Source organism: Paraglaciecola arctica BSs20135 (assembly GCF_000314995.1).
GTDB lineage: Bacteria > Pseudomonadota > Gammaproteobacteria > Enterobacterales > Alteromonadaceae > Paraglaciecola > Paraglaciecola arctica.
Genome location: NZ_BAEO01000041.1, coordinates 84,671 through 98,395, shown reverse-complemented (window position 1 = coordinate 98,395; position 13,725 = coordinate 84,671). Strand labels below are relative to the sequence as shown.

Genomic DNA, 13,725 nt, shown 5'->3' with positions numbered 1-13,725 from the left:
CACAGAGAGCACAGAGGAAAAGAAGTTTTAATCTTAACCATTTGTTTCTCTGTGAAGCGTAGCGCTCTGTGTTCTCCGTGGTAGATATGCTTTTAAAAATAAAATATTTTTCTCTTCTAAAACACACTTCCTAACAGTTTTTATAGCCATTTTTACCTCTCAATAGGGTATATTTTGTGGCTGTACCTCTTCTAAATAATAACATCAGGAAATATTATGACTGTATCGTCCGGGCGTAACACAACACTCGTCATTTTGATTGGCGCTAGCATATTGTTAAATGCTTGTGGTTCAACCGACAACGCTAAGTCCGAGGCTATATCAACCCAGCCAGAAGCACAAAGTGAAATAGTAAAAAGTCCTATCGATAACCGTGAATATGCCTCAATTGTACTAGATAACCAGCTAGAGGTTATGCTGGTATCCGATCCTAGTATCGAAAAATCAGCTGCGGCCTTAAGTGTGGCGGTTGGGTCTTTGCAAGAACCCAAAGAATTTGGAGGTTTGGCTCACTATCTTGAACATATGTTATTTTTGGGTACCAGCAGTTATCCAACAGTAGGCGACTACAGTGAGTTTATTAGCCGTAATGGTGGTAGTCAAAACGCTTATACTCAGCTCGACCATACTAACTATATGGTGGCAGTAAACAATGATGCTTATGACCAAGCTTTGTCACGTTTTAGTGGATTTTTTTATGAAGCTATTTTAGACGAAAGTTATGCTGATAAAGAACGCAATGCGGTGCACTCTGAGTGGTCCATGAAAGGTCCTAACGATTGGGTGATCTTGGAGCAACTTAATGGCTCTACCCTGAATCCCAAACATCCAATCTCGCAATTTAATTGGGGCAATTTAGACTCCTTAATGGATAAAGAAAACAACAAGTTACAGACTGCTTTAGTGGATATGTACAACACCTATTATTCAGCTAACTTAATGAAAGCCGCGATGATCAGTAATTTGCCTATGGCTGATATGAAAAAATTGGCCATGCAGCATTTTGGTAAGATACCGAATAAAAATACACCTCGCCCGAAAATGACAGTAGCTGTAGCTAAACCCGAACATTTAAAAAAAGTGGTGCATTACATACCGCAAACTGACATGAAACAGTTACGCATAAATTTTGTGATTGAAAATAATGCCCAACAATTCGCAGTTAAACCTAATGGTTACGTGAATTATTTACTCGCCAATGAAATGCCAGGCACCTTAGCTTCAGCCTTGCGGGATGCAGGATTAAGCAATGCGGTTTACTCGAACTACGATGCTGATGAATATGGCAATGCGGGTAGTTTCACCTTATATATCGATTTAACGGAAACTGGCGTACAAAATCGTGACGAGGTTATGGGCGCTGTGCTTAAGTACTTAGCGTTATTACGTAAAGAAGGCGTAAATCCTCGATACTTCAAAGAAATCAAACAATCACTAAGTAATAGTTTTCGCTTTCAAGAAAAAACCAATGATTACAGCTATGCGATGAAAATTGCCGCTGATCTACAACATATTCCTGCTGAATATGTATTAAGTAGTGCTTACGAATATCAACGTTTTAATCCAGAGGTGATCCAAGCTGTACTTGACCAATTAACCTTAGACAACGCGCGTATTTTTTATATTGATAAAGAACAGCAGGGTGAGCAAAGCATGGAATATTTTGCTGGTAAATACAGTGTGCATGATATCAGCACTGAATTAGAGCAAAAGTGGCAACAGCAGTCAGCGAAGTTCACTTTAACCTTACCAAGAGCCAACAGTCTAATGCCAGAAAGTTTTGATTTGGTTGCTGCAATACATACCGATAAACCAGCGCAACTAGTGTCAGAACAAGATCACTCAGTACACTTAGGACATTCAGCTTTGTTTAAGCAGCCTAAGGGCAAGGTGACACTTGATTTAAATACTGGATTAACTAAATCTAGTGCAAAAAATCATGTTTTAGCTGACCTGTTAGACCGTGGCTTAGGCCAACAGTTAACTGAGCTTCAGTCTGAAGCTAGTGCTGCAGGTATGGGGTTAAATACCAGTTTATCGAATGGCTTGTCACTCACAGCTAGTGGTTTTACAGATAAACAAGGGATGTTGTTGGCTAGTGCGCTAAAACAAATATTAGATTTTGATATTAGCGAAAGTGAATTAGCTAACCTTAAAGCTAGCTTTAAGTCAGATATTGAAAGCAGTAAACGACAAATTTTACTCAATCAGTTATTTCCTAAATTTAGCCAAGTATCGAACTTAGATGCATTTAGTGATGAAGCTTTACTAGCGGAAGTAGACGGGATTTCACCGACTGATATTAAAGGTTTTAGAGATCTATTGTTAAAACAAGCACATTTGAGAGTTTTGGCTTTTGGTAATTACTCTGATCAGCAAGTGATTGATTTATCCAATCTGGTTTTGGAGCAACTGCCAAAAGATCGCCAAATAGCCGATGTTTATCAATCACCATTACTGCAAGTTGCACCTGGAAAAGTCTATAGTTGGCAAGAAAATGTTGAAATGACCGACATAGGTTTAATCCAAGCTTATTTGGCACCGCGCAATGATGCTGACTTAGCAGCGGCAAGAGTGTTATCGCAAATTATTCGCCCTGCGTTGTTTAAACAAATCAGAACAGAAGAACAACTGGCCTATGCAGTAGGATTTTTTGGGCAAACATTTAGGGAACAAATGTTGGTGGCTTATTACATTCAATCACCTGCTAAAGGTTTGGCAGAAGTGCATCAGCGGATCGCGTTATTCCGCAAAGGATTTACTCAGCAATTAGCCGCTGTCACTGCAGAAGAGTTTGCCACCACTAAAAACAGTGTGTTGATCACCTTAACTCAACCTGCTAAAAATTTATCAGAGGAAATGGGTGAATTTACAGGAGATTGGCGCGACCAAAAATGGAACTTTGATAGTAAACAAAGACTAATTGAAGCCATAGAAAAAATCACTCTAGACGATGTGATAAACTTTTATCATCGTATCGAAGGTAATAAAGATTTCGGTCAAGTACTGATCCAGATGCGCGGCACTAAATTTGCCGATAAAGCCTTTATTGAACCCAAAGGTGCAATCAAGATCACAGATATCGATAGCTTTCATCAGCAACTTAGTCAGTAATTATTAGGTTTTGGCATATCCTACTAACTTTGGTTGGGGGATATGTTTAATATCGCGACATTAGAGTTAAATATGAAATTGATAAAAATAGCAGTGTTATCTAGCCTAGTTTTGGCCGCAAACAGCTGTACAGTTTTAGGCTTTGCCACTGATATGGTGCTGTTGTCAGCAGTTACAGCTGGCAACGATGTGGATGTAAGTCAACAGGAGCTATTCTTCACAAATGAAGGGCTTAAGCAAGATGCTAAGCTAGTCAAAGAAGTAGTGGCTGAACTATCAAGTTCTAAAAGTGACTTTAATCCGATTTTTCCGACTTTTGAAAAAAAGAGTCAGGCAACAACTTCGATATGTAAAAATGTACAGGATGGTCAACAACAATGTTATCCACCCGAATACTACAAAGATATGTACATTACAGACAGTGCCAGCAAAGAGGATGAAACTCATTCAGGCAAAGATTAGCTTTAAAATAGACAGTTTTATACATTATGGTATGCTTTAGCTTCTTTGTGCACGGGGTAAAGTCAGTTGATGACTAATAAGGTTATGACATGGGTTTTGATTATGGCGCTGTTAATCAGTCAGTCATATGCCTACGCGTTTGCACCTTGTGAATCAAATACACATATCAGTACTGAACATAATACTGATATGGGCTCAAAAAAATCGGACTCGATGGACCACAGTCTGATGCAGGCAGACATGACTAATCATATGCAACAACAAGAGAGTGATATGGGTGATATGGATTGCTGCGATCAACAATGTAGTTGTCTTACCGGAACTTGTGCATCAGTAACCCTCACTCATTTTCTTACCACGACACCATTAAAACTAGAGTCAGGATCTTCAGATTTTTACCTCTTTTCGATACAAGACGCATTTCTGCCGTCTTTACGTAAACCTCCCATTATTGGCTAACACAGCACAGATCCGTCTTTAAATAGACAGTTGCTGTTCTTGGTATTTAGCTGGCGTTTCGCCAACTTAACTTCTTGATATTAATACCCTAGTAATTTGCTTTTTGCAAAACTAGGAAACGTGGATTATCCCATGCTACACACTTATAAATTTTATTATTCGCGATCATTGTTACGTTTTGTCGTTGCGCTGATTAGTATTTTACCCTTTAGCGTATTTGCAGCAATAACCATGCAAGACGCGGTAAAAATGGCGATTCAGCATGACCCTTGGTTAGAGGGAAGTCAGCTTCAAGAACGTGCGTTACGAGCTACGAGTAAAGGAGTAAATGTTTTGCCTGACCCCATGCTTTCAATGGGTCTGCTCAACTTACCCTCAGATGGATTTGCCTTTGATCAAGAGCCAATGACTCAAATGAAAGTGGGGTTAGCTCAAACCTTTCCTCGTGGGGATAGTTTAGCCATAAGGCAGCAGCAACTAGACTATCAGGCTGACCAACATCCGTATCAGCGAGAAGATCGTAAAGCTAAAATACGCGTGACTGTTTCGCAACTTTGGTTAGATGCCCTTAAAGCAGATCTTACCATTCGCTTAATTGAACGTGATCGGGGCCTTTTTGAACAATTAGTAGACATAGTAAAAGCCAGTTACTCATCAGCCCAAGGAAATACTCGTCAACAAGATGTGATAAGCGCACAACTTGAATTAGCCAGATTAGATGACAGGTTAACTGCTGTGAATAGTCAACGAGATACCGCTCTGATGAATTTGTCTGAATGGCTTTCTTTAGAGGCGCTACAGGCTGTATCTGCAACCTTTGCAGAAAATACGTCATTACCCATAGTTCCTGATTTAGCAGACAATATTCAGCTGCTTTTACAACGAACCGACAATATGGGCTTGATACAGTTATTAACTCAGCATCCAGCCATACTTTCTATAGAACAATCAGCTAAAGCTGGGGAAACAGCGGTAAAGCTGGCGAAGCAAAAATATAAACCTCAGTGGGGAGTGAATGCTAGTTATGCCTACCGAGACGATGATCCACTTGGAAAAAGCCGTGCGAACTTCTTCTCTATTGGCATTACAGTAGATATTCCTATCTTCGGTCATACACAACAAGATAGTGAAGTGGCTGCATCTCGCCTTTCGGCGCAAGCCATAGAGACCGATAAACGTTTATTGCAACAACGAATGTTATCCCAAATGTTAAGCCTCTATCAGCAAGAAGTTCGCTTTGAGCAAAGGATAGCGGGGTTTCAATTATCAATATTGCCACAAATTCAAGAGCAGGCTGATGCGTCTTTGTCAGCTTATACGACTGATGACGGAGATTTTTCAGAAGTGATGCGCGCTCGAATTGGTCAGCTCAATGCACATATTGATTTGATCCATATTCAAATCGAAAAACTTAAAACACGTATGCAGCTTGGGTATTTCTTTGCTGGTCACACAAATTCATATGACAGGGGAGAGTACTAATGAAAACTCTACATGCAATCATTCTTGGCGGAATTGGCGGGGCAATAATAAGCGTTGCTCTTTATTCACAATTTGTATCTCCAGAAATGGATATGTCAGCAGCGACTCCTAATGAACCAGAGCCGCTTTATTGGGTAGCACCTATGGATCCCAATTTTCGCCGTGACCAGCCGGGAAAATCACCTATGGGTATGGACTTAGTGCCTGTGTTTGCAGACTCAGCTAAAGAAGACGGACCCGGTGTTGTGCAGATATCGCCAAATGTGGTGAATAATTTAGGTGTAAGAACAGCCAAAGTTAAGCAAGCAGTACTTCATGTACCGATAAAAACAGTTGGCTACGTGCAATATAATGAAAATAATTTGGTGCATGTTCATCCCCGTGTTGAGGGCTGGATTGAAAAATTGTACATCAAAGCAGCTGGCGAACAGGTGAATAAAGGCGAGCCGCTTTATGCCTTGTATTCACCAGAGCTTGTGAATGCACAGGAAGAATACCTGTTAGCTAAAAAACGTAACAATCAAGAATTAACAACCGCAGCAGAAAGTCGCTTGTTAGCATTACAAATGCCTGTTGACAGTTTACGACAACTTAAAACCAGCCAAAAGGTGCAACAAACTATTGTGTTTAACGCACCACAATCTGGGGTAATAGACAATTTAGCCATCAGAGAAGGATTTTTCGTAAAACCCGGTACCACCTTGATGTCTATCGGTGCTTTGGATGACGTGTGGGTAAAAGCTGAGGTGTTTGAACGCCAAGCTGCACAGGTCAAAGTAGGTCAGATGGTCACCATGACTCTCGGCTTTGTGCCGGGAAAAACTTGGCAAGGACAGGTAGATTATGTCTACCCCACACTTGATGCTCAAACTCGAACACTGACGGTCAGGCTGCGTTTTGGCAATGCCGACAAATTGCTTAAACCCAATATGTTTGCTCAGGTCATCATTCATACTGACTCACAAGAGCAAACCTTGTTAGTGCCCAAAGAAGCTGTCATTCGCACCGGTACCCAAAACAGATTGGTGTTAGTTATGGGGGAGGGGCAGTACAAATCTGTTGAAGTGAATTTGGGGCAAGTTACTAGTGAGTTTGCGCAAATATTAGGGGGCGTGGAAGTAGGCGATCAGGTGGTGATCTCAGCTCAGTTTTTGTTGGACTCCGAAAGCAGTATCCATTCTGATTTTATGCGTATGGATCCTACTAAACAGGAGCATGATCATGATTGAACGGATTATTTACTGGTCAATTAGTAACCGCTTCTTTGTGTTGTTGGCAACCTTTATGGTCATTGGGGTAGGGCTGTTTGCTTTACGCAATACCCCAGTTGATGCCTTACCTGATCTGTCTGACGTGCAAGTTATCATTAAAACCAGTTATCCAGGGCAGTCCCCACAAGTTATCGAAGACCAAGTGACTTACCCTTTGACCACTGCCATGTTGTCCGTTCCAGGGGCAAAAACAGTCCGTGGTTTTTCGTTTTTTGGCGATTCTTTTGTGTACATCATATTTGATGATAAAACCGACCTTTATTGGGCGCGCAGCAGAGTGATGGAATATTTATCCCAAGTAGCTCCACGCTTACCGGCGGCAGCAAAGCCACAATTAGGTCCTGATGCAACAGGTGTGGGCTGGGTGTATTTGTATGCGCTGGTAGACAAAACCGGTCAACATGATCTGAGTCAGTTACGTTCGATTCAAGATTGGTTTCTTAAGTTTGAATTGCAAACTGTGTCTGGGGTCTCCGAGGTGGCTTCGATTGGCGGCATGGTCAAGCAATATCAAATTATTGTCGACCCAGATAAGTTACGGGCTTATGGCATTCCTCTTAGTCTTATTCAACTAGCCATCAAACAGGGTAATCAGGAAGTAGGTGCCTCTGTGATTGAAATGGCTGAAGCTGAATATATGGTCAGTGCTTCAGGGTATATTCAATCTATTCAAGACTTAGCCCTTATTCCTTTAGGCATAAATGATAAAGGAACAGCGTTGTTACTCAGAGACGTTGCGGATATTCGTCTCGGTCCTCAAATGCGCAGAGGTATTGCTGAGCTAAATGGTGAAGGAGAAGTGGCAGGTGGTGTTGTAGTGATGCGTTTTGGTGAAAATGCCCAAGAAACTATTGCTGGAGTGAAACTAAAACTCGCTGCGTTAAAAGATAGTTTACCAGATGGTGTAGAAGTGGTGACTGTGTATGACCGCTCAGACTTAATTAATCGAGCGGTGGAAAATCTATGGTCAAAACTGGCCGAAGAGCTGCTGATTGTAGCATTGGTTTGTGCGGTGTTTTTATTTCATGTGCGATCGTCCATTGTAGCTGTTATCAGTTTGCCTATAGGTATCCTGGTGTCATTTATCATCATGTATTGGCAAGGTATTAATGCCAATATTATGTCTTTAGGAGGCATAGCCATAGCTATAGGTGCCATGACGGATGGCGCAATAGTGATGATTGAAAATATGCATAAACATATGGAAAAAACACCCCTGACAAATGAGAACCGTTGGCAGATAGTGGCAAAGTCAGCTTCTGAAGTTGGACCTGCTTTGTTTTTTAGCTTGCTAATTATAACGGTGAGCTTTCTACCTGTGTTTATCCTAGAGGCACAGGAAGGCAGAATGTTTGCTCCACTTGCCTATACCAAAACCTATGCAATGGCGGCTTCAGCAGGCTTAGCCATTACCTTAGTGCCAGTGCTAATGGGCTATTTTATTCGCGGTAAAATTGTCAGTGAAAAGAAAAATCCACTAAACAGATTATTAGTGGCCATTTATTTACCTGTTTTACGATTAGTTCTGCATCACCCAAAGAGTACAGTGATGATCACTTTGTTGATTGCGGTGGTGGGCTTTTACCCCGTGAATAAACTCGGAAGTGAATTTATCCCGCCCTTGGATGAAGGCGATTTAATGTATATGCCGACAACTTATGCAGGTTTATCAATAGGTAAAGCACGAGAAATTTTACAACAAACCGACAAGCTGATCGCCACAGTCCCAGAAGTGAAAAATGTATTTGGTAAAATTGGTCGCGCCGAAACCGCCACAGATCCTGCGCCACTGACCATGATTGAGACCTTTATTCAACTTAAACCTCAAGACCAATGGCGTGACTGTATGACAACCGAAAAACTGCGTGCAGAACTTGATAGCGTGGTGCAGATCCCTGGCTTGACTAATGCATGGGTGATGCCGATAAAAACCCGCATCGATATGCTCGCAACAGGCATTAAAACCCCAGTAGGTATAAAGGTGGCAGGCAGTGACTTGGCTGTTATTCAACGTATTGGACAAGATATAGAAGAAATTCTTTCACAGATGCCAGAGACCGCTTCGGTATATTCAGAAAGAGTCGCTGGGGGGCGCTACATTAAAGTCGATATTAAGCGTGAATTAGCATCTCGTTATGGCTTGAATATTTCAGATGTGCAACAAGTGATAGCAACTGCTATTGGGGGAATGAATGTGTCTGAATCGGTTGAAGGTTTGGAGCGTTATCCCATTAACTTACGTTACCCACAAAGTTATAGAGACTCACCAGAACAACTAGCCCTATTACCTATTGTCACCCCAAGCGGACAACGTATTGCCTTAGCTGATGTAGCAAAAATCTACATTGAAGATGGACCGCCTGGAATAAAAAGTGAGAACGCGCGCATAAACGGCTGGAGTTATATTGATATTCAAGATATTGATGTGGGTACTTATGTTGAACAGGCCTCGGAAAAGTTATCGTCAGAGTTAGATTTACCAACGGGTTATAGCTTAACTTGGGCAGGGCAATATGAATATATGCAGCGGGCAAAAGAGAAACTAACTTATGTTTTGCCCTTAACGCTGGCGATTATTATCATTTTACTGTATCTCAATTTTCGTAACATTATTGAAGTCGCCATCATAATAGGCACATTACCTTTGGCGTTAATTGGTGGGATTTGGTTACTTTATTTGGAAGGGTTTAATTTGTCTGTGGCATCTGGCGTAGGGTTTATCGCACTGGCAGGAGTCGCCGCAGAAATAGGCGTGATCATGTTGGTCTATCTAAACCAGTCCTACACAGAGTTGATGCAAACCCACCAAAAAAATCACACTCAGCCTAGTTTAGAAGAATTGGTTGAAACTGTGATGCAAGGGGCTGGCCTTAGGGTAAGGCCAGTGATGATGACGGTTGCCACAATAATGCTAGGATTACTACCTGTATTGTATGGCTCGGGCACGGGATCAGAAGTGATGAGTCGCATTGCAGCGCCTATGGTAGGTGGCATGGCTAGCGCTCTGCTGCTGTCACTGATTATTGTGCCTGTTGTTTATTTGTTATGGCGTAAGCAAGCTATTAAATAATACACCTAATAAGCTCACACTTTAGATTAAGCTAAAGTGTGAGTAATCACTTACTTCTGTGAGGAGCGCTAACAGAATAATATTAGATTATGATGGCCATCACGCATGTGCAGTTCCAAGTAGAGACAAACCCTCATCTATCCAACCAGTTATACCGCCAATCATTTTTTTGACCGGACGACCTAATTCAGCTAGCTTAATTGCCGCTTTTTCTGTGCCGTTGCAGTGGGGACCAGCGCAATACACCACAAATAGTGTTTCAGCGGGATAACCGATTAAGTTTTCTTGGGTGAGTCTTTTGTGGGGAATATTGACAGCTTTTTCGATATGGCTTTGTTCAAACAATAATTCACTGCGCACATCCACTAATACAAAGTCTTGACGATTATTGCTAATAGCAAAATGTACATCCCAACAATCTGTTTCAAATTGTAGTAAATTTTGAAAATGTGCTAATGCCTGTTGGCTAGGAGCTGCGGCAATACGAGATACAACTGAAGACATATGATTTCCTCGTAATGCATACATTTGAGGAGTTAGTGTGTCCTAATCAGTAGTTGTTGGCTGGTGGCATACAGGCCAGTTTTCGATTAAAACAGGACAGAGTGATGAAGATTGAGCTAAAAGTCAGGCATAAAAAAGGCGAGCTGATGCTCGCCTTAAGAAATCATTAAATCATTACTTTAAATGTTTAACTAATATCTGCACTACTTTAGGGCTACCGGCAACAATACTGCCTTTTTGCATAGGGTCGTTACCACCTGCAAAGTCTGTCACTAACCCGCCAGATTCACGCACCAATAATTCACCTGCAGCAATATCCCAAGGTTTAAGCCCGCTTTCCCAGTAACCGTCATAACGGCCAGCTGCAACGTAAGCTAAATCTAATGCGGCAGAACCACTACGACGTATATCGCCTGCTTGCATAAAAATTTTGTTAAAACCTGCTTGATATTCAGGCAAAGTGGTTTTGTTTCTAAACGGAAAAGAGGTGGCTAGGATAGTTTGGCTTAATTCCTTGGCTTTACTAGCGCGAATACGAAAACCGTTTAACTGTGCGCCTGCACCTCGGCTTGCAGTGAATAGCTCGCCACGTATTGGATCAAATACTACAGCTTGGTCTAAGCGACCTTTGTACATTAGGGCAATAGATACGGCAAAGTGAGGTATGCCTTTGATGAAATTAGTGGTGCCGTCTAAAGGGTCGATTATCCATTTAAAATCGTTGTCACCTTCAACTACGCCGCCTTCTTCACCCACAAAACTGTGTTCAGGGTAAGACTGTTTGATTTTGTGAATAATCGCTTGTTCGGCTTCTTTATCGACACGTGTTACGTAATCGTTGTCGCCTTTAGCTTCAATTTGCAATTCGGCCTGATTTTCAAACCCTTTAGCAATAATGTTGCCCGCAGTCCGTGCAGCACGGATCGCTATATTCAGCATAGGATGCATAGTTAACCACCAATTTTAAAAGAACATTAAATATAGTTCGGCAAATAATAAACATCATTTGCCGAACAAAAAATCGCCGCGCAGTTTACCAAAATAGCTAAATTAAGCAACCAGAATATTTTAATGGTTGTAGGTCTTACACTGCCATTCATGACATTTTTCTGTTGAAACGTCATTTGAGGTAAGTTGGGTATATGTTATTATCCGCGCCCTAAAATTGGCTAACTAAATAAAGATACGGTTCATCATGTTAGAAAACATTCGCATAGTGTTAGTTAATACTTCCCACACAGGCAATATTGGCTCAGCAGCAAGAGCGATGAAAACTATGGGATTGAGTCAGTTGGTGTTGGTTGATCCAATCACTGCACCTGATGGTAAATCTAGTGCCTTAGCCGCAGGAGCTGGAGATGTGTTAGCTAATGCCAAAACTGTGAGTACCTTGGCTGAAGCTGTGGCTGACTGTGGTTTAGTGATTGGTACTAGTGCTCGTTCACGGACTTTATCCTGGCCGATGTTAGAGCCAAGAGGATGTGGTGAAAAGTTGATCAGTGAAGTATCTAAGTATCCTGTGGCTTTGGTATTTGGGCGTGAAAATAATGGCTTAAGCAATGACGAATTACAGCAATGCCATTTTCATGTATGTATACCGGCCAATCCTGACTACAGCTCTTTAAACCTAGCTGCTGCAGTACAAACCTTGTGTTATGAAGTACGTATGGCCTTCCTAAATTTATCTCGAGGCCAATACCCAGAAAATAATCCTGAAGATACAGATTATCCATTGTCGGAAGATCTCGAGGGTTTTTATAGTCATTTGGAACAAACCCTTATTAAAACGAATTTCATCATTGCCAAACATCCCGGTATGGTAATGGCCAAATTACGCCGTTTGTACAATCGCGCAAGGCCTGAAACTGCAGAGCTAAATATATTGCGTGGGATTTTAGCTTCGGTTGATAAATATATTAAGAACAAAGACTAAGCAGACTCAGCAACCATAGTTCGGGATAAATAATGTTCAGCAGAATTAAAGAAGATATTAAGAGTGTTTTTCATCGCGACCCTGCGGCACGAAACACCTTCGAGATACTTACTAATTATCCGGGTTTACATGCCATATGGATCCATCGCCTTAGTCATAAATTATGGAAAGCGAACTGGAAATGGTTAGCGCGTTCAATTTCAACTTTTTCTCGTTGGTTAACAGGTGTTGAAATTCACCCTGGGGCAACGCTAGGTCGGCGCTTTTTTATCGATCATGGCATGGGGGTGGTTATAGGTGAGACCGCAGAAATAGGCAACGATGTAACTTTGTATCATGGTGTAACACTAGGTGGTACTCGGTGGAATTCAGGTAAGCGACATCCTACTTTAGAAGATAACGTAGTAGTTGGAGCTGGCGCTAAAGTACTTGGGCCAATCACTATTCACAAAGGTGCAAAGGTGGGGTCTAATTCTGTGGTGGTGCGTGATGTGCCTGAAAATGCCACTGTTATTGGTATTCCCGGTCGCATAGTGGTGCAGCAGAATCAACCAGAAGCGCCGTCTAATGGTGAGCGTGAAAAAATCGCCCAAAGATATGGTTTTGATGCTTATGCAGTAGCAACAGATAATCCTGATCCTATTGCTCATGCTATTGGTGTGATGGTAGATCACGTGCATCTTGTTGATACAAAAGTGGAAGAAATGTGTAAAGCAATCAATAAGATGGGAGGTAATGTTTGTGGTAAATCATTACCAACCCTTGACTTAGAAGACTTCGTTGATAACGAGTTAGTTAGCGACATTAAAAAGGCCTGTGATGCCTTTGACCCGCAGATATAATACCTGACTAAAACACTAGGTTAAATACTTGACTAAAACAGTCAAGTATGTGAAGATTCAATCCAAGTTTGGTATTGGATAGATTACAATGAAATTGACTTCTAAAGGTCGTTACGCAGTAACCGCGATGTTAGATGTGTCTTTACACTCGCAACGTGGACCTGTGTCTTTAGCTGACATTTCCGAACGCCAAGAAATTTCTTTGTCTTATCTTGAGCAATTGTTTTCGCGTTTACGCAGAGAGAAGTTAGTCGATAGTGTGCGTGGTCCCGGTGGTGGTTATAAGCTGGGTCGTGAAGCGACTGAAATATCTATCGGTGAAGTGATCCGAGCAGTAAATGAATCGGTAGACGCGACTAAGTGTCAAGGTCAAGGCGGTTGCCAAGGCGGAGAACGTTGCCTTACCCATAATTTGTGGGAAGGCCTAAGCGATAGAATTAGTGTGTTTCTAGATGGCATTACCTTAGGCGAACTCATGCATCAGCATGACGTCAAGCAGGTAGCCGAAAGACAAGACAAACATAAACATCATAAACAATTAGCGGCAAACGACATCTCTATCAGTTTGCAGCTTTAAGCGGAGTAAAA

At 41.6% G+C, this 13,725-nt stretch carries 10 protein-coding genes and 1 pseudogene; 9 read left to right on the top strand and 2 right to left on the bottom strand.

Annotated elements, in window-relative coordinates; genetic code table 11:
- Positions 1–216 precede the first annotated feature (216 nt).
- From GARC_RS14200 to GARC_RS14175, 6 genes and pseudogenes are all read left to right on the top strand, one after another.
- A complete protein-coding gene (locus GARC_RS14200) occupies positions 217–3,114 on the top strand; it encodes an insulinase family protein (RefSeq protein ID WP_007621290.1) in 2,898 nt (965 codons plus the stop codon).
- 72 nt (positions 3,115–3,186) lie between these two features.
- Entirely contained in the window at positions 3,187–3,576 is a 390-nt protein-coding gene (locus tag GARC_RS14195; protein ID WP_007621285.1) for a hypothetical protein, read from the top strand.
- Positions 3,577–3,645: 69 nt separating this feature from the next.
- Complete coding sequence (locus GARC_RS14190) at positions 3,646–4,035, top strand: hypothetical protein (RefSeq protein ID WP_007621284.1); 390 nt, start codon at positions 3,646–3,648, stop codon at positions 4,033–4,035.
- Positions 4,036–4,167: 132 nt separating this feature from the next.
- The gene (locus GARC_RS14185; protein WP_007621283.1) at positions 4,168–5,517 is read left to right on the top strand and encodes a TolC family protein; all 1,350 of its coding nucleotides are present in this window, start codon (positions 4,168–4,170) and stop codon (positions 5,515–5,517) included.
- Positions 5,517–6,728: pseudogene (locus GARC_RS14180) on the top strand (efflux RND transporter periplasmic adaptor subunit); the annotation flags it as partial. The gene GARC_RS14185 and the pseudogene GARC_RS14180, both read left to right, overlap by 1 nt.
- Positions 6,729–6,738: 10 nt before the next feature.
- Positions 6,739–9,858, top strand: a complete 3,120-nt coding sequence (locus tag GARC_RS14175) for an efflux RND transporter permease subunit (RefSeq protein WP_007621281.1) — start codon at positions 6,739–6,741, stop codon at positions 9,856–9,858.
- A 99-nt stretch (positions 9,859–9,957) separates the two neighbouring features.
- Here GARC_RS14175 and GARC_RS14170 read toward each other — a convergent pair whose 3' ends face one another.
- Together GARC_RS14170 and suhB are read right to left on the bottom strand one after the other, a co-directional pair.
- The gene (locus tag GARC_RS14170) at positions 9,958–10,362 is read right to left on the bottom strand and encodes a rhodanese-like domain-containing protein (RefSeq protein WP_007621279.1); all 405 of its coding nucleotides are present in this window, start codon (positions 10,360–10,362) and stop codon (positions 9,958–9,960) included.
- Between the two features lie 174 nt (positions 10,363–10,536).
- The gene (suhB, locus tag GARC_RS14165; RefSeq protein WP_007621274.1) at positions 10,537–11,310 is read right to left on the bottom strand and encodes an inositol-1-monophosphatase; all 774 of its coding nucleotides are present in this window, start codon (positions 11,308–11,310) and stop codon (positions 10,537–10,539) included.
- A 247-nt stretch (positions 11,311–11,557) separates the two neighbouring features.
- Here suhB and trmJ point away from each other — a divergent pair, with 247 nt between their 5' ends.
- The 3 genes from trmJ to iscR all read left to right on the top strand — a co-directional run bounded on the left by trmJ (position 11,558) and on the right by iscR (position 13,714).
- Positions 11,558–12,295 carry a tRNA (cytosine(32)/uridine(32)-2'-O)-methyltransferase TrmJ gene (gene trmJ / locus GARC_RS14160; RefSeq protein WP_007621272.1) on the top strand — a complete coding sequence of 246 codons (738 nt, stop codon included), beginning with the start codon at positions 11,558–11,560 and terminating at the stop codon, positions 12,293–12,295.
- 32 nt (positions 12,296–12,327) lie between these two features.
- On the top strand, positions 12,328–13,137 hold the full coding sequence (cysE, locus tag GARC_RS14155; RefSeq protein WP_007621270.1) for a serine O-acetyltransferase: 810 nt from the start codon (positions 12,328–12,330) through the stop codon (positions 13,135–13,137).
- An 88-nt stretch (positions 13,138–13,225) separates the two neighbouring features.
- Complete coding sequence (gene iscR, locus GARC_RS14150; protein WP_007621269.1) at positions 13,226–13,714, top strand: Fe-S cluster assembly transcriptional regulator IscR; 489 nt, start codon at positions 13,226–13,228, stop codon at positions 13,712–13,714.
- Positions 13,715–13,725: the final 11 nt, after the last annotated feature.

Excerpts from the sequence above, each read along its gene's own strand:
- GARC_RS14200 (WP_007621290.1), top strand. The coding sequence starts at position 217 with ATGACTGTATCGTCCGGGCGTAACACAACACTCGTCATTTTGATTGGC.
- GARC_RS14170 (WP_007621279.1), bottom strand. The coding sequence starts at position 10,362 with ATGTCTTCAGTTGTATCTCGTATTGCCGCAGCTCCTAGCCAACAGGCA.
- suhB (WP_007621274.1), bottom strand. The coding sequence starts at position 11,310 with ATGCATCCTATGCTGAATATAGCGATCCGTGCTGCACGGACTGCGGGC.
- GARC_RS14185 (WP_007621283.1), top strand. The coding sequence starts at position 4,168 with ATGCTACACACTTATAAATTTTATTATTCGCGATCATTGTTACGTTTT.
- GARC_RS14190 (WP_007621284.1), top strand. The coding sequence starts at position 3,646 with ATGACTAATAAGGTTATGACATGGGTTTTGATTATGGCGCTGTTAATC.
- cysE (WP_007621270.1), top strand. The coding sequence starts at position 12,328 with ATGTTCAGCAGAATTAAAGAAGATATTAAGAGTGTTTTTCATCGCGAC.
- GARC_RS14175 (WP_007621281.1), top strand. The coding sequence starts at position 6,739 with ATGATTGAACGGATTATTTACTGGTCAATTAGTAACCGCTTCTTTGTG.
- GARC_RS14195 (WP_007621285.1), top strand. The coding sequence starts at position 3,187 with ATGAAATTGATAAAAATAGCAGTGTTATCTAGCCTAGTTTTGGCCGCA.
- iscR (WP_007621269.1), top strand. The coding sequence starts at position 13,226 with ATGAAATTGACTTCTAAAGGTCGTTACGCAGTAACCGCGATGTTAGAT.
- trmJ (WP_007621272.1), top strand. The coding sequence starts at position 11,558 with ATGTTAGAAAACATTCGCATAGTGTTAGTTAATACTTCCCACACAGGC.